General features: G+C 56.9%; 16 protein-coding genes. 13 read left to right on the top strand and 3 right to left on the bottom strand.

Annotation, left to right across the window (positions count from 1 at the left end; translation table 11 throughout):
* Positions 1-8: 8 nt before the first annotated feature.
* The 13 genes from EGO56_RS19790 to EGO56_RS19730 all read left to right on the top strand — a co-directional run bounded on the left by EGO56_RS19790 (position 9) and on the right by EGO56_RS19730 (position 17,800).
* Positions 9-1,382, top strand: a complete 1,374-nt coding sequence (locus EGO56_RS19790; RefSeq protein WP_135910765.1) for a PTS ascorbate transporter subunit IIC — start codon at positions 9-11, stop codon at positions 1,380-1,382.
* A gap of 529 nt (positions 1,383-1,911) precedes the next feature.
* On the top strand, positions 1,912-3,474 hold the full coding sequence (locus tag EGO56_RS19785) for a pyridoxal phosphate-dependent decarboxylase family protein (protein ID WP_135910764.1): 1,563 nt from the start codon (positions 1,912-1,914) through the stop codon (positions 3,472-3,474).
* 1 nt (position 3,475) lies between these two features.
* Positions 3,476-4,768: a lysine N(6)-hydroxylase/L-ornithine N(5)-oxygenase family protein gene (locus EGO56_RS19780; protein ID WP_135910763.1), complete on the top strand. Its 1,293-nt coding sequence runs from the start codon at positions 3,476-3,478 to the stop codon at positions 4,766-4,768.
* 1 nt (position 4,769) lies between these two features.
* Positions 4,770-7,124 (top strand): GNAT family N-acetyltransferase, encoded by a 2,355-nt coding sequence (locus EGO56_RS19775; protein ID WP_135910762.1) that lies wholly within the window; start codon positions 4,770-4,772, stop codon positions 7,122-7,124.
* Between the two features lie 77 nt (positions 7,125-7,201).
* Positions 7,202-8,434: an MFS transporter gene (locus tag EGO56_RS19770; RefSeq protein ID WP_135910761.1), complete on the top strand. Its 1,233-nt coding sequence runs from the start codon at positions 7,202-7,204 to the stop codon at positions 8,432-8,434.
* Positions 8,435-8,644: 210 nt separating this feature from the next.
* Positions 8,645-10,279: a TIGR04028 family ABC transporter substrate-binding protein gene (locus EGO56_RS19765; protein WP_135910760.1), complete on the top strand. Its 1,635-nt coding sequence runs from the start codon at positions 8,645-8,647 to the stop codon at positions 10,277-10,279.
* A gap of 12 nt (positions 10,280-10,291) precedes the next feature.
* Complete coding sequence (locus EGO56_RS19760; RefSeq protein ID WP_135910759.1) at positions 10,292-11,233, top strand: ABC transporter permease; 942 nt, start codon at positions 10,292-10,294, stop codon at positions 11,231-11,233.
* A complete protein-coding gene (locus EGO56_RS19755; RefSeq protein WP_135910758.1) occupies positions 11,230-12,075 on the top strand; it encodes an ABC transporter permease in 846 nt (281 codons plus the stop codon). Before EGO56_RS19760 ends, EGO56_RS19755 begins: the two co-directional genes overlap by 4 nt.
* The gene (locus EGO56_RS19750; RefSeq protein WP_135910757.1) at positions 12,072-13,691 is read left to right on the top strand and encodes a dipeptide ABC transporter ATP-binding protein; all 1,620 of its coding nucleotides are present in this window, start codon (positions 12,072-12,074) and stop codon (positions 13,689-13,691) included. The genes EGO56_RS19755 and EGO56_RS19750 overlap by 4 nt, the downstream gene beginning before the upstream one ends.
* Positions 13,688-14,695: a putative FMN-dependent luciferase-like monooxygenase gene (locus tag EGO56_RS19745; RefSeq protein WP_135910756.1), complete on the top strand. Its 1,008-nt coding sequence runs from the start codon at positions 13,688-13,690 to the stop codon at positions 14,693-14,695. Before EGO56_RS19750 ends, EGO56_RS19745 begins: the two co-directional genes overlap by 4 nt.
* On the top strand, positions 14,692-15,792 hold the full coding sequence (locus EGO56_RS19740; protein WP_135910755.1) for an alkylhydroperoxidase domain protein: 1,101 nt from the start codon (positions 14,692-14,694) through the stop codon (positions 15,790-15,792). The genes EGO56_RS19745 and EGO56_RS19740 overlap by 4 nt, the downstream gene beginning before the upstream one ends.
* 2 nt (positions 15,793-15,794) lie before the next feature.
* Positions 15,795-16,934, top strand: a complete 1,140-nt coding sequence (locus EGO56_RS19735; RefSeq protein ID WP_135910754.1) for an amidohydrolase — start codon at positions 15,795-15,797, stop codon at positions 16,932-16,934.
* 20 nt (positions 16,935-16,954) lie between these two features.
* Positions 16,955-17,800, top strand: a complete 846-nt coding sequence (locus EGO56_RS19730) for a VOC family protein (protein WP_135910753.1) — start codon at positions 16,955-16,957, stop codon at positions 17,798-17,800.
* Positions 17,801-17,910: 110 nt separating this feature from the next.
* Here EGO56_RS19730 and EGO56_RS19725 read toward each other — a convergent pair whose 3' ends face one another.
* From EGO56_RS19725 to fhuE, 3 genes are all read right to left on the bottom strand, one after another.
* The gene (locus tag EGO56_RS19725) at positions 17,911-18,327 is read right to left on the bottom strand and encodes a helix-turn-helix domain-containing protein (RefSeq protein ID WP_135910752.1); all 417 of its coding nucleotides are present in this window, start codon (positions 18,325-18,327) and stop codon (positions 17,911-17,913) included.
* Complete coding sequence (locus tag EGO56_RS19720) at positions 18,324-18,635, bottom strand: type II toxin-antitoxin system HigB family toxin (RefSeq protein WP_135910751.1); 312 nt, start codon at positions 18,633-18,635, stop codon at positions 18,324-18,326. Before EGO56_RS19720 ends, EGO56_RS19725 begins: the two co-directional genes overlap by 4 nt.
* 346 nt (positions 18,636-18,981) lie before the next feature.
* Positions 18,982-21,204, bottom strand: a complete 2,223-nt coding sequence (gene fhuE, locus EGO56_RS19715; protein ID WP_135910750.1) for a ferric-rhodotorulic acid/ferric-coprogen receptor FhuE — start codon at positions 21,202-21,204, stop codon at positions 18,982-18,984.
* Between the last annotated feature and the right edge of the window lie 265 nt (positions 21,205-21,469).

Here is a 21,469-nt window from a genome sequence, read left to right as displayed (position 1 = left end):
AGGTTAATATGTTTACTCAAAATCTTTTGCAGTTCGTCGTCGATGTACTGAAAGTGCCCTCAATTCTGGTCGGGCTGGTGGCATTTTTCGGACTGATTGCGCAGAAGAAGCCGTTTCCTGATGTGATTAAGGGTACGGTAAAAACCATTCTGGGCTTTCTGGTGCTGGCAGGTGGCGCGACCGTTCTGGTCGGTTCTCTGACGCCACTGGGCGACATTTTCAAGCATGCGTTTGATGTTCAGGGCATCATTCCAAATAACGAAGCGATGGTCTCTATCGCGCTGGCTAAATATGGTGCGCCAACCACCATGATCATGGCCTTCGGCATGGTTGCTAACATCGTGGTCGCCCGATTTACCCGACTTAAATATATCTATCTGTCAGGACATGTGACGTTTTATATGGCCTGTATGATCGCGATTATTTTATCGGTCGCCGGTTTTGAAGGTCTTCAGCTTATTTACACCGGGTCACTGCTGTTGGGTATTCTGATGGCTACCTTCCCGGCTATCGCCCAGCCCTATATGCGTAAGATCATCGGAGGCGACCATGTCGCGCTGGCGCATACCGGGACCATTGGTTATGTCTTATCGGGCTGGATCGGTTCTGTGGTGGGTAAGGGATCGAAATCCACCGAAGAGATGAACATGCCAAAAAACCTGAGTTTTTTGCGCGACAGTACCATCTCTATCTCGCTGACGATGATGATTATCTATTTAATCCTGTCGGTCTCCGCCGGTAAAGCGTATGTAGAGGCTAATTTCAGCAATGGTCAGAACTACCTGGTGTACTCCTTTATTCAGGCCATAACCTTTGCCGCTGGCGTCTTTATCATTCTGCAGGGCGTGCGTTTAATTCTGGCTGAAATTGTCCCGGCCTTTACCGGCTTTTCAGAAAAACTGGTGCCGGAAGCCAGACCCGCGCTCGATTGCCCGATTGTCTTTCCCTATGCACCGAATGCGGTGCTGGTTGGCTTTATCTCCAGCTTTGTCGGTGGCCTGGTCGGACTGTTTGTCCTGGGTCAGCTGCATTGGGTATTGATTCTGCCCGGTGTGGTTCCTCACTTCTTCTGCGGTGCGACAGCCGGCGTGTTTGGTAATGCGACCGGTGGCAAACGCGGAGCAATCTGCGGCGCCTTTGCGCATGGCCTGTTAATCACCTTCCTGCCTGTCGCCCTGCTGCCGGTACTCGGTCAGATTGGACTGACCAACACCACTTTCTCGGATACAGATTTTGGCGTCACAGGCATCCTGCTCGGTAATATGGCGCACTTTATGGATAAGGGAACCATCACCCTGATTATCACCGGCATTTTTGGCCTGCTTGTGGTTTATAACTTTATGGCCAAAAAGAAAGTTCCTGCTGAACCGAACGCGGGGTAATCAGAACGCGTAATAACCCCGGAAGGGCATTTAGCCCTTTCGGGGTGTTTCTGTTTCATCTGCTTCCGGCCCCGTCTTTCTGCCCCTCTGAATGAGCCTCAATATGCATCGCCCTGGGTCACCGTTCGCAATCTTTTTTAGTCCGCAACCAATCTCTCACCCCCCAACAACTGACAAATAACTGGTGTTAATCACATCCAAAAAAAGGACTATTCCGAACGCAAAAAGTGATCTGAATCACACTTTCAACATTAGACATACTAATAAATAAAATTTAACAACAAAACAATTGAATGATAATGATTAACATTTACACTCTCATCCGCATATAACAAAGCGTTAAACGCTGCCAAATCCACAAATAATATGCGGTATTTTCTCTTTTTAAGGTGAAAACACTAATCCACGTAATGGTCAGGGTTTTTATCTGGTTAGTTAGTTTTATGTTTACTGGAGTTGTTGAGCGGATTTCTAACGCTGCTGACGTTGTGTCGGCAGGGTCACTGGTATTCACGCACAGGAACTGAAAATGCTTTTACGCTCATCCACTCAGACGGCACTGGACCTCGCGCCAGCCTCCAATGCCAGCGGAGCCGAAACGGCTATTTTTAACGATCAGCAACTGGCGGCCTGGTCGCAGCAGACTCAGGAGGTGCTGGCGCTGATGACACGCACCGTTACTGGCGTAGAGAAGCCTTTCAGCGGGATTCTGCCCCACGAACTGGCGGCGGAGTTCAGCGATGTCGATCTCGATCGTCCACTGGGCAATAACGATGACGCGCTGGCAGAGCTTAGTCAGCTCTATCTGCGTGACGCCGTCTGGTTCCACCATCCTAAATACCTTGCGCACCTGAACTGCCCGGTCGTGCTGCCCTCTCTGATGGCCGAACAGATTATGGCGGCGGTGAACAGCTCGGTTGATACCTGGGATCAGAGTGCCGGCGGCACGCTGATTGAACAGAAGGTGATCGACTGGACGCTGGGCCGTATTGGCCTGCCTGCCGGATCGGACGGGATCTTTACCAGCGGCGGCACCCAGTCCAACCTGATGGCGATGCTGCTGGCGCGTGACAGCTGGTGTGCGGAACATCATCCGGGGCATCTGATTAAGCATCGCGGCCTGCCGGAGACGGCATCTAAGTGGCGGGTGTTTACCTCGAAGCTCAGCCACTTCAGTATTCAGAAGTCGATGGCGATTCTGGGTCTGGGCTATGACGCGGTTATCGCCGTTGATCACGACGACCACTACCGCATGGATGCAAAATGCCTGGAAGAGGAGATCGTACGCTGCCGCAGTGAAGGGCTGATCCCGATTGCCGTGGTTGCCACCAGCGGCACCACCGACTTTGGCAGCATCGATCCGCTGCCCGACATCGCCCGTCTCTGTGACGATTACGGTCTGTGGATGCACGTTGATGCCGCTTACGGCTGCGGCCTGCTGGTCTCTGAAAACCATCGCGCACGGCTGGACGGCATTGAGCGTGCTGACTCCGTCACTGTCGATTATCACAAATCGTTCTTCCAGACCGTCAGCTGCGGCGCCTTCTTTGTGCGCGACAGCCATGACCTGAAGCATGTCACGCACCATGCAGATTACCTGAATCCACTCAGCGCGCAGCAGGAAGGCACGCCGAATCTGGTTAACAAAAGTATTCAGACCACCCGCCGTTTTGACGCCCTGAAAATGTGGCTGACACTGCGCGTGATGGGCCCGGCGGCGCTGGGTGACGCCTTCGATACGCTGATAGATCTGACTCAGGCCGCGCACCAGCTGTTAACTGCGCATCCTGCCATTGAAGTGCTGCATGCGCCTGAGCTGACGACCCAGATTTTCCGCTACGTTCCCGGCAAACATGCCAGCGACGCGCAGATCGACGAGATCAACGCTGCCATCCGTAAAGCGCTGTTCCGTTCCGGTAATGCGGTGATTGCGGGCACCAAAGTCGACGGGCGTCAGTACCTGAAATTTACCCTGTTAAATCCCACCACGACCACGGCCGACATTGAAGATGTACTGAGCCTGATTGCGCACTATGGCCGCGAACAGGTGCGTGCCTCTGCGCTGAGTGCGGCGAATCATGGAGAGATCTGAAATGAATAATCCCGTTTATGACTTTATTGGTATCGGCATCGGCCCGTTCAACCTGAGCCTGGCCTGTCTGAGCGAGCCGGTTGAAGGGCTGAATGGCCTGTTCCTGGATGAGAATCCGGGCTTTGACTGGCACACCGGCATGATGCTGGAAAATGCGCATCTGCAGACGCCGTTTATGGCCGACCTGGTGACGCTTGCCGATCCCACCAGCCCGTACAGTCTGCTCAACTACATGAAGGAAAAGGGAAAGTTATACTCTTTTTATATCCGTGAAGACTTCTTCCTGATGCGCAAAGAGTACAACCAGTACTGCCAGTGGGCCAGCTCAAAACTCTCTAATCTGCGCTGGAACAGCCATGTCGAGTATGTCAGCTATGACGAGGCCGCCGGGATCTATCACCTGCAGGTGACCGACACCCGAAGTGGTGAAAAGCAACGCTATCAGGCGCGTCATCTGGTCCTCGGCACCGGGCCGAAGGCCTGGATGCCAGCGTGCAGCCAGCCGCATCGTCAGCGCCTGACGCACTCCAGCCACTATCTGGCTAGCAAAGCAGAACTGCAGCAGAAACGTTCGATTACCGTACTCGGCAGCGGCCAGAGCGCCGCGGAAATTTACTACGACCTGCTGACCGATATTGACCGCTTTGGTTATCAGCTCAACTGGATCACCCGCGCGCCGCGTTTCTATCCACTGGAGTACACCAAGCTCACGCTGGAAATGACCTCACCAGAGTGGGTCGACTATTTCCACGCCCTGCCCGCCACGACCCGTGATGAGCTGAATGCGCGCCATAAGAATCTCTATAAAGGCATCAACAGCAGCTTAATCAATGACATTTATGACCTGATGTATGTGAAACAGCTCGACGGTGATCTCAACGTCAACCTCTTCACCCACTCGGCGCTGACCGCAATGCGCTGGCTGCCACAGGGCGAATTCGAGCTGACGCTGCATCAGGAGGAGCAGGATTGCACCTTCACCCGTCGCACCGAAGGACTGGTGATGGCGACCGGCTATCACTATCAGCCGCCGATGTTTTTAGAAGGCATCACCGCACGCCTGCGCTGGGATGACAAAGGCCGCTACGACGTGCAGCGCAACTACAGCATCGATCATCATAATCAGATCTTCGTGCAGAACGCCGAACTGCATACCCACGGCTTTGTTACGCCGGATCTCGGCATGGCCTGCTACCGCAACTCTGTGCTGCTGCGTGAACTGACCGGACGCGAGGTCTACCCGGTTGAGCGCCAGATCGCCTTCCAGACCTTCCCGGCTAAATCGGAGCACTGAGATGAAATCACAACCGCTGTTCAGTGCCGTTCGCCCCGCAGGCACGTTCACCCTGAGACCCATGCTGGAGAGCGATGCCCCCCTGATCCACAGCTGGGTCACCCGCGATTACGCCCGCTTCTGGGGCATGCAGCAGCAGAGCCTGGAGCAGGTCGCGGCGTTCTACCAGACGCTGACGGCAACGGATCCGCATACCGCGCTGATTGGCTGCTGCAACGATCAGCCCATCTGCCTGATTGAGTGCTATCGCGCCGGTGACGATGAGGTCGGCAAATTTTATCCGGCCGCGCCTGATGATTACGGCATGCACATTCTGATCGCTCCGGCCAGCAAGCCGATCAAAGCCTTCAGCTGGCAGGTCTTCACGCTGGTAATGGACTACATGTTCAGCCGCCCTGAGGTGCGTCGCGTGGTGGTCGAACCGGACGTGCGCAATGAAAAAATTCACGTGCTGAATAAGCGCGCCGGGTTCCGCTATCAGCACACCATCGACATGGGTCATAAAACCGCCTGGCTGGCCTTCTGCCAGCGGGAAGATTATCAACACGCGTTACAGCAGGAGTCGCAGACCATGAACACCCTCCCATCACTGACAGACGGCACGCATCTGACGGGCGACCATTGGGCGCAGGCAAACCGCATGCTGATCCGCAAAGCAATTGCTGAGTTCGCGCATGAAAAAATCATTGCGCCGCAGGAAACGGACGATGGCAGTTATCAGCTGGCGGTGCCGGGCGGTGAAGCAACTTACCATTTCCGGGCGTCGCGGCTGGCGCTGGATCACTGGGAGATCGACGCAGATTCCCTGCGCAAGCAGGAGAACGGTCACGCGCTGCCGCTGGATGCGCTGAAGTTTATCGTTGAGTTCAACGGCGAGATCGGGATTCCACAGGCGCTGCTGGCAACTTACATGGAAGAGATCAGCAGCACGCTGTGCAGCAGCGTTTATAAGCTGCAGAAGAATAACCCCGACAGCCAGGCGCTGGTCTCCGCCGATTTCCAGACGGTAGAAGCGGCGATGACCGAAGGCCATCCCTGCTTTGTTGCCAACAACGGACGTATTGGCTTCGATGCACAGGATTATCTGGCCTATGCGCCGGAAGCGGCCGCACCCGTGCACCTTATCTGGGTCGCGGTCCACCGCCGCAACGCCCATTTCTCCAGCCTCAGCGAGCTGAGCTATGAGCAGCTGATGCGTGATGAACTGGGCGACACTACCGTGGAACAGTTCAATGCGCAGCTGATAAAGAAAGGGCTGGCAACAGAGGACTATATCCTGATGCCGGTACATCCGTGGCAATGGCAGAACAAACTGCTGACCGTGTTTGCAGCGGACATTGCTAATCACGATATTGTTTATCTCGGCACCGGCGATGACGCATACCAGGCGCAGCAGTCCATCCGCACCTTCTTTAACCGCAGCCAGCCTGAAAAGCGTTACGTGAAAACCGCGCTGTCAGTACTTAACATGGGCTTTATGCGCGGCCTGTCGCCCTATTACATGGCGACAACACCCGCGATAAACGGCTGGCTGGAACAGCTGGTGGCGGGCGATGACTGGCTGAAACGCTGTGATTTCCGCATCCTGCGTGAAGTTGCGTCGGTTGGCTATCACAACCGCTACTACGAGCAGGCGATCAAAGGCGACTCCGCCTATAAAAAGATGTTTGCTGCGCTGTGGCGTGATAATCCAGCCGCCAGCCTGCAACCGGGCCAGCGTCTGATGACCATGGCCTCTTTCCTGCACGTCGATCACCACCAGCAGCCACTGCTGCCCGCGCTGATCGCGGACTCCGGTTTACCTGCGAAGCAGTGGATTGAATGCTATCTGACCTGCTATCTCAGTCCGCTGCTGCACTGCTTCTACCAGCACGATCTGGTGTTTATGCCGCACGGTGAAAACCTGATCATGCTGCTGGAGAACAACGTTCCGGTCAGCGCCTATATGAAGGATATCGGCGAAGAGATCGCCGTGATGAACCCGGACGCGGTACTGCCGGAAGGCGTGCAGCGTCTGGCCGTCGAGGTGCCGGAGGAGCTTAAGTTGCTCTCCATCTTCACCGATGTGTTTGACTGCATCTTCCGCTTTATCAGCGCGATTCTCGATCAGTCAGAGACGCTGCCGGAAGACGATTTCTGGCAGGCAGTGGCGCAGTGCGTGAAGGATTACCAGCAGGCGCATCCGGAGCATGCGACTAAGTTCGCGCGCTATGACATGTTCGCGCCTGAGTTTACCCGATCCTGCCTGAACCGCCTGCAGCTGGCGAATAACCAGCAGATGATCAACCTGTCCGATCCCGCCGAGAACCTTAAGTTCGCCGGTACGCTGGTCAACCCGATTGCCCGCTGGCGATAAGCGTTACACTGTCACTATATAATTATGCGGTCACCCTGGTGGCCGCTTTTTTAATGGTTTTATTGCAGGAATCTTCAATGGCTTCTTTTCAACCGCTGGCAAAGCTGACCCGGCGACATCTGATCTTTCCGCTTTCTCTGGTGCTGTTCGAGTTCGCTACCTATATCGCCCATGACATGATTCAGCCCGGCATGCTACTGGTGACCCAGGAATTTAAAGTCGGGCCAGAGTGGGTCTCCACTTCGCTCACTGCCTATCTGTTCGGTGGCATACTGCTGCAGTGGCTGCTGGGTCCGCTCTCGGATCGCATCGGGCGGCGTCCGGTGCTGCTCAGCGGCGTGGCCTTTTTTATGCTCTCCTGTATCGCGACTCACTGGGTACAAAGCATTGAGCAGTTTGTCCTGCTGCGGTTTCTGCAGGGGATCAGCCTCTGCTTTATCGGTGCGGTGGGTTACGCAGCGGTGCAGGAGGCGTTCACGGAGTCGCTGAGCATCAAAATGATGGCGCTGATGGCCAACGTTGCCTTGCTCGCCCCGCTGGCCGGGCCGCTGGCAGGCGCGGCTTTTCTGACCGTAGGAGAATGGCGCACCCTGTTCTGGCTGATTGGTGCGGTTGCGGCGCTGGCGCTGGCCGGGCTGTGGTATGCCATGCCTGAAACGGCGGGCGATCGTCAGAAACCGCTATCGCTGCGATCGATCATCAGCGGTTACGCGGCGTTGCTCAAGGATCGTCAGGTGATGCGGGGTTCACTGGCTATCGGACTGGTCACCGTACCCTGCATCGCCTGGGTGGCACTATCACCCGTGATTTTGATCCACGGCGCGCAACTCAGCCGCATCGACTATGCCCTGCTTCAGCTGCCGGTCTTTGCCGCGATGATTGCGGGCAACCTGACGCTTGGCCGCTTATCCAGCCGTCTGCCGATTGAACAGCCGATACGGCTTGGTGCCTGGCCAGTGGTCTGCGGACTGGCTATTGCGGCGGTCGCTACCCTGCTGGAACCGCAAAGTTATCTGTGGCTCACGGCCGGAATGAGTCTTTACGGCTTCGGCACCGGGCTGATTAACGCCGGACTGTATCGCATGACGCTGTTTTCCAGCAATGCCGGAAAAGGCAGCGTGGCGGCAATGCTGGGCATGATAAGCATCCTGATTATTGCGCTGGGCATTGAAGCCGCTAAAACCGCATATTTCAGCTTTGGAACCGGCGGCTTTAGCCTGGTGAACCTGATCTGCGGGCTGCTGTGGCTGGGTCTGGTGAGTGCGTTCCTGCGTGCCGGACAGCTTAAATTATGTGCCGAATTGCAATAATGCTCCTGCAGGTCGTTAAGAAAATATAAACCCGCGGAATGGCAGATGTTTATTTGCCATTCCGTACATTCAAACCATTCATAAATTCCCACCCACTCCCGCATTTATTATTTTCAGATAAGCTTTGACCAAATCGTTACTTTATCTGTGTGTTGCGTCATTCGATGATGATTCCGCCTGCTGAGGCAATTGATAACAAAGGAATTCACCATGACGACGTTATTTCCCCTTAAACCACGCGCACAGATGCTGGTTTTTACATTACTTGCCGGGACTCTCACTTTTAATGCAGTGGCCGCGCCGGTCAAAGGCGGCACGCTGATTTATCTGGAACAGCAGGCACATACCAACCTCTATCCGCCCGCCGGTGGCTTTTACCCGAACGGCGGCATTCTCAATCAGATCACCGATAAATTAACCTGGCAGAATCCTGAAACATTACAGGTTGAACCCTGGATTGCGGAAAGCTGGACCACCAATGCCGATAAAACCGAATACACGTTTAAGTTACGCCCTGGCGTGACTTTTTCCGACGGCACGCCATTAGATGCTAACGCGGTGGCGAAAAACTTTGATACTTACGGGCTGGGAAATAAAGCGCTGCGCCTGCCGGTTTCGGAAGTGATTAATAACTACGACCACAGTGAAGTGATTGACCCGCTGACGGTGAAGTTTTATTTCAAAAAACCCTCCCCCGGATTTTTGCAGGGCACCGCCACCATTGGCTCCGGCCTGGTGTCGCTGAGTACCCTGGCGCGCAGTTTCGATCAGCTGGGTGATGCCCGGCATATCATTGGTTCCGGGCCATTTGTGGTCAGTGATGAGAAGCTCGGTCGTGAAGTGGATCTGGTGGCGCGCAAAGAGTACCAATGGGGTCCGAAAAACATCAGGCAGCAGGGTCCGGCTAACCTCGACGGAATTAAAGTGATTGTCACGCCGGAAGACAGCGTGCGCATCGGTGCGCTGCTGGCGGGCCAGGCGGGACTGATTCGTCAGGTACAGGCTTATGATGAGAAGCAGGCGAAAGATCAGAACTTCCCGGTTTATGCCGCGCCGACCCGTGGCGTCAACGACAGCCTGAGCTTCCGCCCCGACAACCCGCTGGTGAGTGATATCCGGGTGCGTCAGGCGCTGCTGCACGCCACCAATGCGAAGCAGGTGGTTGAAACGCTATTTTCTCCCAACTATCCGCAGGCGACCTCCGTCGTCGCAACCACCGCTGCCGGTTACGTCAATCTGGCGGACAAACTGACGTTTGATCTGGCGAAAGCGAAGACATTGCTCGACCAGGCGGGCTGGAAACCGGGCGCAGATGGCATCCGTGAAAAAGCGGGCCAGCGACTGGCTCTGACCGTCTATGAATCCCTGCCGCAGCCGCAGAACAAAGAGGTGCTGCAACTGGTCGCGCAGCAGTGGCGCCAGGCGGGGGTTGCCCTCACCGTCAAAGCCGGTGATGCGGGCAGCAAAACGCTGGATAACCTGGATCCTCTGAAGACGCCGCTTAACGTCACCGAAGTTGGCCGTGCCGATCCCGACGTGATCAAAAGCAGCTTCTACCCGGCTAACCGCGACAACCTGCTGCAGAAAGGCGGTTCCAGCGACAAAGTAAAAAACTTCCGAGATGACAAACTCAATCAGCTGCTGGTGGACGTCTCCTCCGAAGTTGATCCGGCAAAACGCCTGCAGCTGACCGGTGATGTTCAGCGCTATCTGCTGGACCAGGCCTATGTAATTCCGATTTTTGAAGAGCCGCAGGTTTATGCGGGCGCGCCCTGGCTGAAAGGGGTCAGTTTTGAAGCGGTAGGCCGTCCGGCGCTCTATGGTGCCTGGCTGGAAAAACAGTAACCGGAGGTGAGGATGCGCCACTATCTGCTGCAACGCGCCGGTCTGGGACTGCTGGTACTGTGGGCTGCGTTTACCCTGTCATTTGTGCTGTTGCAGGTGCTGCCGGGTGATGCGGTGCTGATCAAGTTTCAGAATCCGGATCTCGGCCTGAGTCCCCAGCAGATTGCTGAGATGCGCCAGGCCTATGGCGCAGACAGCCCGCTGTGGCAACAGTATCTGCATACGCTGGCGGCGATGCTGCATGGCGACTTCGGCTATTCGGTGCAGGCGGGCGTGCCGGTCAGTGAACTGCTGACCAGCAACCTGCCAGGCACGCTGCGTCTGGCGCTGTGCGGATTCCTGCTGGCAACGCTGCTGGCTTTCGTGCTGGCGACCCTCTCAAGGCTGCCCGCCCTGCGCTTCCTGCGTAATCTGCTGCAGTCCCTGCCCGCGCTGTTTATCTCCGTGCCGACCTTCTGGCTCGGCATCGCCCTGATTCAGCTCTTCTCATTCCAGCTGCGCTGGATCCCGGTCATCAATCCCTCGCCGTGGCAGGGACTGATTCTGCCGATCATAACCGTCGCGGTTCCAATCTCAGCGCCGCTGGCACAGATTCTGCTGCGCAGCATTGATGAGGTTTCCACCCGGCCTTTCGTGGCGGTGGCGCGGGCCAAAGGCGCCAGCGAGCACTATATCCTGTGGCGACACATCCTGCGTAACGCCATGCTGCCGGTGCTTACCGTGGCGGGTTTGCTGCTCGGGGAACTGATTGCTGGCGCGCTGATTACCGAAACGGTGTTTGGCCTGGGGGGTCTGGGTCAGCTTACGCAGCAGGCGGTGAACAATCAGGATGTCGCAGTTTTACAGGCGGTGGTGATGATCTCCGCGCTGGGTTTTGTGGTGATCAACCTGCTGGTCGATCTGCTGATGCCGCTGTTTGATCCGCGCTTACAGCTGTTACGAGGTGCAACATGAGTCTGGTTGATTACGCGGCCGCCCGGCAATCCGTCCCGTCCAGGCGTTACCGCTTCGCGCCGGGCCTGTGGCTGGCCCTATTCGTGATGCTGCTGGCCGTGCTGGCGGCCCTTTTTCCGGCCTTTTTTACCCAGGCCAACCCACTGGAAGGCATCGCGGGCGCACAGCGGCTGGCACCGCAGGCCGGACACTGGCTCGGCACCGACCAGCTTGGCCGCGATCTCTTTGCCCGCATCGTTTACGGCGCGTCACATTCGCTTTCCGCTGCGGTCATGGCGGTAGCGATCGGCCTGCTGGCCGGCACCGCGCTGGGCGTCCTGGCGGGCGCCACGGGCGGCAAAACTGAATCGATCGTGATGCGCGCCGTGGATGTATTACTGGCGATCCCGTCGCTGCTGCTCTCACTGAGCGTGCTGATACTACTCGGCTTCGGCACCCTGAACGCCGCGCTCGCAGTGGGCATCGCCTCCACTGCCAGCTTCGCCCGGCTGGCGCGGGCCGAGGTGGTGCGCATTCGCCACAGTGAATATATCGAGGCGGCATATGGCAGCGGCGGCCGCTTTTTCAGCGTGCTGTGGCGTCACATTCTGCCCAATGCGCTGACGCCAGTGATCGCCTATGCCGCCCTGCAGTTTGGTCAGGCGATTCTGGCGCTGTCGACCCTGAGCTTTCTCGGCTACGGCACGCCGCCGCCGGTACCGGAATGGGGTCTGTTAATCGCTGAAGGGCGTAATTATCTGGCTACCGCCTGGTGGCTGACCACGTTTCCTGGTGTGGTGGTGGTGGCTGTCGTGCTCGCCGCTAACCGCATCAGTCAGCAACTTTCAGGAGGACGCCGATGAGCGCTCAGCCGTTACTCGCAGTCAACAACCTGACCCTAAGCTATCGCCGTGGCAACCAGTGGCAGCCGGTGGTTCATAATGTCAGCTTCGAACTGCACGCAGGTGAGATGGTGGCACTGGTCGGGGAATCCGGTTCCGGTAAAACCACCACGGCACAGGCCATTATGGGCCTGATGGCGGAAAACGGCCGCCGCGAAGCAGGTGAAATCCGGCTCAACGGCGTCGATATCAGCCAGTGGTCACAGAAGCGTTTCGACTCGCTGCGCGGTGAGCGCATCAGCCTGGTGCCGCAGGATCCCGGCAACTCACTGAATCCGGTGAAAACCATCGGCGAACAGGTAGAAGAGATTCTGCGCCTGCATCTGCGATTACCGGCAGCACAGCGCCAGCAGCGGGTGATCGATCTGCTGACCCGCGTCGGTCTCAGCCACCCGGAACAGCGGGTTAAGCAGTTTCCGCATCAGCTGTCAGGCGGCATGAAGCAGCGTGTTTTGATCGCTATCGCCCTCGCCCTGCAGCCGGAGATTATTATTGCGGATGAGCCGACCAGCGCGCTGGATGTCACGGTGCAGAAGCGCATTCTCGATCTGCTGGATGACCTGCGGCAGGAATCCAGTACCGCCGTGCTGTTTGTCACCCACGACCTGGCGCTGGCGGCGCAGCGTGCAGACCGCATCATTGTTTTTCGCCACGGTGAGATTCAGGAATCGGGACGCACCGCTCAGGTCATCAGCGCGCCATCACATCCCTACACCCGTCAGTTACTGAACGATGCTGCGCCAGAGCGACCGGCCCGCGTTAAACCTGCGGCCGCCCGTTTTTCAGCCCCGGCAATCCGGGCAACCGGCGTGATGAAAAGCTTTTCGCTGGGTAAACAGCAGCGATTACAGGCGCTGAACAACGTTAGTTTTCAGGTGGCACGCGGCACCACGCATGCGCTGGTCGGCGAATCCGGATCCGGCAAAACGACACTGGCACGTATCGTTCTGGGCTTTGAAACCGTCGATAGTGGCGCAGTGACGCTGGACGGCATTGTGGTCAATGGATTGCGCGGCGAGGCATTGCGACAGCTGCGCCGTAAGATTCAGTTTGTCTATCAGAACCCGTTTGCCTCGCTCGATCCCCGCCAGACGCTCTATTCGATTATCGAAGAACCCCTGCGTAACTTTGACAAACTGAACCGCAGCCAGCGCCGCGAACGGGTGGAAGCGATCACCTCGCGGGTGGCACTGCCACTTTCCCTGTTATTACGCCAGCCGCATGAACTTTCGGGCGGTCAGCGGCAGCGTGTAGCCCTGGCGCGGGCGCTAATCTGCGAGCCTGAAATCCTGGTGCTGGACGAGGCGACTTCGGCGCTGGATGTCACGGTGCAGGCACAAATCCTCGATCTTCTGCAGCAGCTTCAGGCCGAGCTGGGGCTGACCTATCTGTTTATTACGCACGATCTGGCGACGGTGCGACAGATTGCCGACAGCGTCACCGTTCTAAAAGCGGGCGAAGCGGTAGAGCAAGGTGACGTTGTCACGATATTCAGCGCACCTCAGCATCCCTACACGCGTGAACTGATTGGTGCGATCCCTCCGCTCGTTCCGTTAACGCACAAGGAGTCAGCATGAGCCGACGTCTCGGATTTTTTACCCGACTGCTGGATAACGTCCCGGCGAAACAGCGCTATCAGCTGGCTACAGAACAGATTCAGCATGCCGAGCGCTGTGGCTTTGATACGGCATGGATTGCTCAGCATCACTTTCATGAGGATGAGGGCGGACTGCCCTCGCCGCTGGTTTTTCTGGCGCACGCCGCCGCCCATACCCGCACCATCCGGCTCGGCACTGCCATCATCACGCTGCCGATGGAAAATGCACTACGGGTCGCAGAAGATGCCGCAGTACTGGATTTGCTGTCGGACGGACGGCTGGAGATCGGGTTGGGATCGGGCGGCACGCCGGACTCGTTTTTACCCTTTGGCCTGACATTTGCCGAACGCGGGGCGGCATTTGCAGACAATCTGCATACGCTGCTCAGTGCCTGGTGCGGTGATTCGCTGGGACATCCGGACAATCATCTCTGGCCCGCCGCGCCGCAGCTCGCCGGACGCGTGTGGATCGCCACCTTTTCGGTTGAGGGCGCAATCCGTGCCGGCCAGGGCGGACACGGTCTGATGCTGTCGCGCACCCAGCCACGACCAGCAGGCCAGGCAGAACTTCCGCTCGATGCGCTGCAGAATCCGCTGATTGATGCCTATCTCGCGGCACTTCCGGCGGGAATTGAGCCGCGTATTCTTGCCTCCCGCACTGCCTTTGTCGCGGACTCAGACCACTACGCACGTCAGATCGCTGAACCGGGCATTCGCAAGCAGGCTGCTCAGTACCGTGGTGAAATCCGCGGTGAAAGCTTTGATGACCTGCTGGCACAGTTTGATGCCCATGTTGGCGGCATCGATCAGGTCTTGCGCTCACTGGCGCAGGACAGCGTGCTGCCTCGCGTCACTGACATCTCATTCCAGGTGCATTCAGCAGAGCCTTCGCATGCCGACACGCTGCGCTCGATTGAGCTGATTGCCGGACATATTGCGCCCGCACTTCGTGCTGCAGGCGAACCAGACAGGAGAATTTCATGAGTCAACCTGACGATTTGATTGACGCACTGGCGGATATCGATCCCGCTTCCGCACTGGCCCACGCGCGCCAGACACGTCACGCCGCGACGCGCCATGCCCAGGGCAGCTACAACGTGTTATTTGACCAGGGCGATGACGATTTTCCGTTAGCCGAGCGGCGCCTTCTGGCCGCAAAGGTTGCAGGCTGGCATGCCCGGTCAGAACTGCAGACGCACTATCAGCCGCAGCAGCCGGTGCCCGATAGTGAGCGGGTTAGCGCCGCGCTGGACTTCGCGCATCGCCTCACCTTCGAGCCGGTTGCCGCTACACCTGCCCATCTGGAAACGCTGAAGCAGGCGGGCTGGAGTCCGCGTGGCATTGTCACGCTGGCGCAACTGGTGGCGTTCATCAGTTTTCAGAGCCGGTTAATCACAGGCCTGCGCAGCCTGCAGGGCCATGAAGCAGCGGTTGAAGCTGCACCGGTCGTCGCCGGTCACTGGCATGAAGCACTGAAGACCGCCAGCGGCAAAACGGCGCTGACCGCGTTTACGCAGCAGGAACTCGGCTGGGAGCCGTGGCTGCCCGCCAGACCGCTGGCTGAATTCAGTGAGGAGGAGCAGGCGACACTGGCGAAATTTGGTCACACCGATTCCGACCATTTCCGTCTGCTGGGACGTAACCTGCCGCTGCTGGAGCAGCGTACCCTGACCGACAAAGGCATTTTCTACACCGCTGGCGGGCTGCCGCGCGCCGAGCGTGAGCTGGCCGCCACGGTGGTCAGTAAGGTCAACGGCTGTATTTATTGCGCCTCGGTTCATGCGCGTAAAGCCAGCCAGCTTTCAAAGCAGGATGACGCAATACAGAAGCTGCTGAATGTCGCGCCCGGCGCAGTGTTATCCCACGGACACACTGCCCGCTGGCAGGCGATCATCGCCTTTTCGGCGGCACTGTCGCTGACCCCTGCGCAACCTGCGCAGTCGCAGATTGCTGCACTGCGCGAGCAGGGTCTGGATACGCTCGACCTGCTCGACCTGATTCAGTCCACCGCCTTCTTTGCCTGGGCCAATCGCCTGATGCTGACGCTGGGCGAGCCTTTTCTGCCGGAACAACAGGGATAAACATGACATTGCCTTTAACTGAACAACTGGTGCAGTGGCGTCGCGAACTGCATCAGCATCCGGAACTTTCAAACCATGAATTTGCCACAACTGAGCGTATTGCCGGCTGGCTTGAACAGGCGGGTATCCGGCTGTTGCCGCTTGGGCTGAAAACCGGCGTGGTGGCAGAAATCGGTCACGGTGAATCACTGATTGCCCTGCGCGCGGATATTGATGCCTTGCCGATTGATGAAATCACCGATCGCCCGTGGCGATCGCAGGCGCCGGGCGTCATGCACGCCTGCGGTCACGACGTTCACAGCGCGGTAATGCTGGGCGTCGCCCTGCAGCTTAAACAGCAGGAAGCCACACTACCAGGCCGGGTGCGGATTCTGTTTCAGCCCGCTGAAGAGACGTTTAATGGCGCTCGTCAGCTGATTGATGCCGGTGCGCTGGAAGGCGTACAGGCGATATTTGGCCTGCACAATGCGCCCGACCTGCCGCTCGGTACGCTGCGTAGTCGGGCGGGCGCGTTTTATGCCAACGTCGATCGCTTTGTGATCCGTGTTGAAGGTAAAGGCGCGCATGCGGCACGACCGCAGGAGGGCATCGATTCGATCGTGATTGCCAGCCATATTGTGACCGCTTTACAGACGCTGCCGAGCCGGGTGTTCAGCTCGCTGGAGACGGTGGTGCTGAGCGTGACGCGCTTTACCGCCGGGAATACCTGGAACGTGCTGCCGCAAAGCGTTGAGCTGGAGGGCACCGTGCGCACCCACAATGGTGAGATTCGGACGCAGATCCCACACCGCATCCTCTCGCTGATACAGGGCATCGCCGCCGGATTTGGCGCGACCGCGGAGCTGGAGTGGACCGAGGGGCCGCCTGCCCTGATTAACACGCCAGGCTGGGTGGATGTGGCACTGGACGTCGCTCAGCAGAGCGGCTATCTCGCGGAGCATGCTGAGTCGCCGCAGATGGGCGGAGAAGATTTTGCCTTCTATCTGCAACAGGTGCCGGGCGCTTTTGTCAGTATCGGCAGCGCCAGCGAATTTGGCCTGCATCACGCCGCCTTCGATCCGGATGAAGCACTGATCGGCCCGGCAGTAGAATACTTCACGCAGCTGGTCCCGCGCGCGTTGCAGATTGTGGCGGCGCAATGACCAAAAAAAGGAGTGCAGCGATGTCTGTTCCGGTTCCGCAACCGATTCTGGATCACGCGGTGATCAACGTGGCCGACCAGCTCGACAGCGCCAGCGCGCGCTTCCGGCGGCTTGGCTTTCAGCTCACAGAGCGCGGTCATCATTCGCTGGGTTCGAGTAATCATCTGGCCATCTTTGGCGAAAATTATCTTGAGCTGCTCGGCTATGAACCCGGCAAAGGCAGCCAGCGCGCCGATCTCTGGCAATCGCCGCTGGGATTGAGTGGCCTGGTGTGGAAAAGCAGTGACGCCGACAGTGAGTTTCAGCATCTGGAACGTCAGGATCTGGATGGCGATCCACCCGCCTCTTTTCATCGTCCGGTCAATCTGCCCGACGGTACGGTCACTGAAGCGCGCTTTCGAACTGTGCGGCTGCGCCCTTCGCTGATACCCAATGGCCGCAGCTTTTTTTGCCAGCACCTGACGCCTGAAGCGGTATGGCAGCCTGCATGGCAACGCCATCCCAATGGCGTGCGGAACATCAGTGAATTTGTCATTGTGGCGCAGGACCCGGCGCACTCGGCTCAGGTCTATAGTCGTCTCTTTGGTGCCGCAAAAGTGCTTGCCTGCCCTGAAGGCGCCTTTGTCCTGCGTGCCGGTGCCGCCACGGTTCGATTTGCGTCTGCAGAGTATGCGCAACGTCGCTTCGGTCCGCTGCCAGAAGACTATGATGGCAGCGCCCGAATGGTTGCGCTGGGTTTTGAGACCGGCGATCTCACGCAGGCCAGAAATGCACTGCAGGCAGGTGATATTGCGTATCAGGAGCACACTGAGGCGATTGTCGTGGAGTCAGGTGAAGGGTTTAATCTGGCCCTGCGTTTTACGTGAAGTGCGGGCCTGCGTTGTGATGAAAAACGCCTCGGCTGAGGCGTTTTTTTTATCAATCGGAGTGATAAAGCATAATGACTTTTGGCGTTCGATCGGCCTTTGGCGTCGTCTTAAATCAAAAAAAACAACGATGGTGACAGGCCAAACCGCGCGCACAATGCCCGTATGTGTGACACGGTCAACTGACGTTCGCCGCTGAGGATTCGGCTGACCAGCGACTTTTTGCCAATTTCATTTTCGAAGTCACTCAGGCTGAGGTTGTGCTGCTCGATCAGTACCCTCAGAACGCCAGGCCCGGTGCTGATTTCACGCTGGCGGCTATTAAAGTCGGCCATCGCAGGATCATTATCTTCATAATGAGCAATGCGGGCACAAAGCAAATCTACCAGCGGATTATCCGGCTCATGTTCAATAAGGTATTCGACCAGTTCCAGTGCTTCTTCATAATCATGTCGCTGGTTGCTGCCGGCCAGCAGCGGCACCGCCTCTGCCAGCTGATTTGACAGCCTGATAGCTTCAGTATTCATTCAGTTACCTCCCGATATTTCTTAACAAGCTTGTCGTACTCAGCGTGAGTGCAGATATGTTTGATGAAGATTTTGCTGCGCTCAAAATCCGCGAAAAATATCACGCGCAACTGGTTGCCACTGACGTCAATGACCCACCATTTAGCGCGATACTTCATACGATCAAGGCTTGCATAAAGCGCCCTGAGATCGTCAGGACAACTGAAATCGCCCTGTCTGAGGTGGCGGTAAAGCAGATCCAGTGCTGCCGCTGCATTGGGATGTTTTCTGGCCGCCTCGTCAAACGGCAAGCGTGAAATAACATGCATTCCATTGGCTCCTGACTGTTTCCATTATGGAAACCATCTTCTCAAAACGGCTTACCGTTGACAAGCTGGAAACGCAGCAACCTGCTTGTTCCCGAGTACTTAATACGCCTTAAGCTGATGTAAAGATGCCGGTAGAGGCTTCACCAATATGAGAATTGATAAAGGGTTACTGTTAAGAATCATCGAAATGCACAGGCAACTTTGCACTTTGCTGTCGGACGATAATCCTGACTTTGCTCTGAAATCTTTTTCTGGAAAAATTTTGCCAACAGAGGCGAGAGATAGCGGGCTGGATAAAAAAAACGCCTCAACCGAGGCGTTTTTCACAGGCTTACCCGCAGATAAATCAGAAGGTGTAGCTGGCGGTTACCGCGAAGTTGCGTGGCTGGCCGTAGACAACGGAGCTTGCCACGTTGGTGTCATACTCTTTGTCAAACAGGTTATTGAGGTTGCCCTGCAGCGACAGATTTTTGTTCACCTGATAGCGGGCAAACAGATCAACCAGTGCATAGCTGCCCTGACGGGCGCGCCATGTGCCGTTGCCTTCCGGTCCACCGACGTCGTTCCAGATATGGGTCTGCCAGTTCACGCCACCGCCCAGCGTAAGCTGCTGCAGCATCGGCAGGCGATAGCTGCTGAACAGATTAAAGCTGGTCTGCGGTAACTGCGGATTAAAGGTACTGCCATCCCGGTTTTCCGCTATGTAGCGTGTGCCGCCAAAGGTCATCTGCCAGTTGTCGGTCAATGCGCCATTGACTTCAAACTCGACGCCACGACTCACTACGCCTTTACGGCCAATGTAGGCCACATCCCCTGAACCCTGAATGGTCTGGGTGGTGGCTTCTCCGACATTATCCAGTTCAGTGCGGAATACAGAAACAGTGGCAGTCAGGCGACTGTCCATCCAGTCAGATTTCAGCCCGGCTTCGTAGTTTTTCCCGATAACCGGCGACAGATAAGCGCCACTGGCATCGCGATAATCCTGAGGCTGGAATACCGAGGTATAGCTGGCATAAGCAGACCAGTTTTCAGCAAAGTCATAAATCAGCCCGCCATACGGGGTGATGTTATTTTCTTCCGCTTCCCCGCCTGGCGTTTCACGATTCCAGTTGGTGTAACGCGCGCCAAGGATCAGGTGCAGCGGGTCGGCAAGCGACAGGCGTGTCGCCATGTAAGTCGACTTCTGGCGAACCAGCTGGGTATCGCTGGCGGGCAGACGTGGCGTCCAGTCTGACTCCGGGTACTGGCCATTGAAATCGTTGTAGTTGCCCAGCGACTCAGAGGAAATATTCTCAAAGGTGCTGAAGTACTTGTTATCCTGGCGGGTATAATTGACGCCCACCATCAGCTCATGCTGACGGCCCAGCAGTTCATACGGGCCGCTGGCAAAGGCATCGACGGCATCGACTTTGCGCTTCCCGGTGTTATAACCGGTTCCGCCCACCACAGGATAGTTGGCATAGGAAGAGACGCCCGCGCCCGTGTTGCGATCGAAATAGCCATCAAGATAAATCTGCTTACTGTCCAGACGCATATCGGTGTGCGTGCCGTTTAACGTAAGGTTCCAGCCGTTGTCGAAGTCCTGCTTCAGGTTCACAAAGACTTTACGGTTCTCTTTATCGTTGTAGGCCCAGTCTGGTGCGGTGTTATAGCCGCGTCGGGTATGAATCTGCGTGCCGTCGGTGTACCAGCGCGGTGCGCCGCCCCACATCGTGGAGTCTGTATTGACCTGGCTGAACTCATAACCCACCGACAGCGTGGCAGAGTCGGTGAGATCAGCGTCAACCACGCCATAGATAAACTGTTTTTTAGCACCATAACGCTCAATAAAGCTGTTATTGTCCTGCCAGCCGGCGACCATGCGGCCACGAACATTGCCGGACTCACTGAGTGGCGCGGAAAGATCGGCCACGTAGCGTTGCTTGTTCCAGCTGCCGTAGCTGGCGGAAACGGTGCCACCGAACTCTTTGCTGTCCGCGTGCTTGCGCACCATGTTGATGGCAGCAGACGGATTGCCTGGTCCGGTCAACAGCCCGGTCGCCCCGCGCACCACTTCAACACGCTCATACAGCGCCATATCGGTCTGTGCATCGCCCAGATTCCAGCGCTCCGCAAAGGCGGTAGGAATGCCGTCGACCATGTAGTTATCGATCAGAAAGCCGCGCGCATAGTAGTTAGTGCGGTCCATATCGCCACTGATCCCATGAATGCCGGTGGTGTTGGACAGCACATCATTCAGTGACTGGAGCTGCTGATCGGCCATACGCTGAGTACTGACGATGCTGACGGACTGCGGCACATCACGTACGGTGCCCAGCATTTTGGTGCCGGCACGAGTCACCGGAACGCTGTAATCCGTTTGGGGTGACGTTGTCACGGCATCATCGGCTGATGCGCTGACCGTTAGCGTCTGATCACTGCTGGCAGCGGATGTGGACGTTTCTGCGGCCAGGCCGACGTTATTCGCCAGCGACGAGGCGACGATAACGGCCAGTAAGGAGAATCGGAATGGGCGTTGCAGAGCTGACGTACCCGTAACCCTGGGGTCCTGAAGATCGAAAGCGTTCATTAATTCCTCAATTATCTTTATGTTTTTATGCTGCCACTGTCACGACCTTGCATCCTGCGGACATCGCTGCCCTGCTTAGGGTTTGAGGAACCAGAAACCCTTTCCGTGAGCGCCTGTGCGCGGGTGTGATGAGCTTTCAAAGCAAATGAGAAATATACGCATTGCGATTATCATTGCAAGATTTTATTAACAAATAATGCGGGTTTTTTCAGGATATCGTCTACACGTTGAGGTTTTTTTAAGCCTGCTAATAAGAAGCGGTTTT

The sequence above is a fragment of the Pantoea vagans genome, from assembly GCF_004792415.1.
GTDB lineage: Bacteria > Pseudomonadota > Gammaproteobacteria > Enterobacterales > Enterobacteriaceae > Pantoea > Pantoea vagans.
Note: the sequence above shows the minus strand (reverse complement) of the source record. Positions and strands in the feature narration are given on the sequence as shown.

Coding starts and splice junctions, on each gene's coding strand:
- EGO56_RS19760 (WP_135910759.1), top strand. CDS start 10,292: ATGCGCCACTATCTGCTGCAACGCGCCGGTCTGGGACTGCTGGTACTG.
- EGO56_RS19765 (WP_135910760.1), top strand. CDS start 8,645: ATGACGACGTTATTTCCCCTTAAACCACGCGCACAGATGCTGGTTTTT.
- fhuE (WP_135910750.1), bottom strand. CDS start 21,204: ATGAACGCTTTCGATCTTCAGGACCCCAGGGTTACGGGTACGTCAGCT.
- EGO56_RS19770 (WP_135910761.1), top strand. CDS start 7,202: ATGGCTTCTTTTCAACCGCTGGCAAAGCTGACCCGGCGACATCTGATC.
- EGO56_RS19725 (WP_135910752.1), bottom strand. CDS start 18,327: ATGAATACTGAAGCTATCAGGCTGTCAAATCAGCTGGCAGAGGCGGTG.
- EGO56_RS19740 (WP_135910755.1), top strand. CDS start 14,692: ATGAGTCAACCTGACGATTTGATTGACGCACTGGCGGATATCGATCCC.
- EGO56_RS19780 (WP_135910763.1), top strand. CDS start 3,476: ATGAATAATCCCGTTTATGACTTTATTGGTATCGGCATCGGCCCGTTC.
- EGO56_RS19720 (WP_135910751.1), bottom strand. CDS start 18,635: ATGCATGTTATTTCACGCTTGCCGTTTGACGAGGCGGCCAGAAAACAT.
- EGO56_RS19745 (WP_135910756.1), top strand. CDS start 13,688: ATGAGCCGACGTCTCGGATTTTTTACCCGACTGCTGGATAACGTCCCG.
- EGO56_RS19750 (WP_135910757.1), top strand. CDS start 12,072: ATGAGCGCTCAGCCGTTACTCGCAGTCAACAACCTGACCCTAAGCTAT.
- EGO56_RS19735 (WP_135910754.1), top strand. CDS start 15,795: ATGACATTGCCTTTAACTGAACAACTGGTGCAGTGGCGTCGCGAACTG.
- EGO56_RS19790 (WP_135910765.1), top strand. CDS start 9: ATGTTTACTCAAAATCTTTTGCAGTTCGTCGTCGATGTACTGAAAGTG.
- EGO56_RS19730 (WP_135910753.1), top strand. CDS start 16,955: ATGTCTGTTCCGGTTCCGCAACCGATTCTGGATCACGCGGTGATCAAC.
- EGO56_RS19785 (WP_135910764.1), top strand. CDS start 1,912: ATGCTTTTACGCTCATCCACTCAGACGGCACTGGACCTCGCGCCAGCC.
- EGO56_RS19755 (WP_135910758.1), top strand. CDS start 11,230: ATGAGTCTGGTTGATTACGCGGCCGCCCGGCAATCCGTCCCGTCCAGG.
- EGO56_RS19775 (WP_135910762.1), top strand. CDS start 4,770: ATGAAATCACAACCGCTGTTCAGTGCCGTTCGCCCCGCAGGCACGTTC.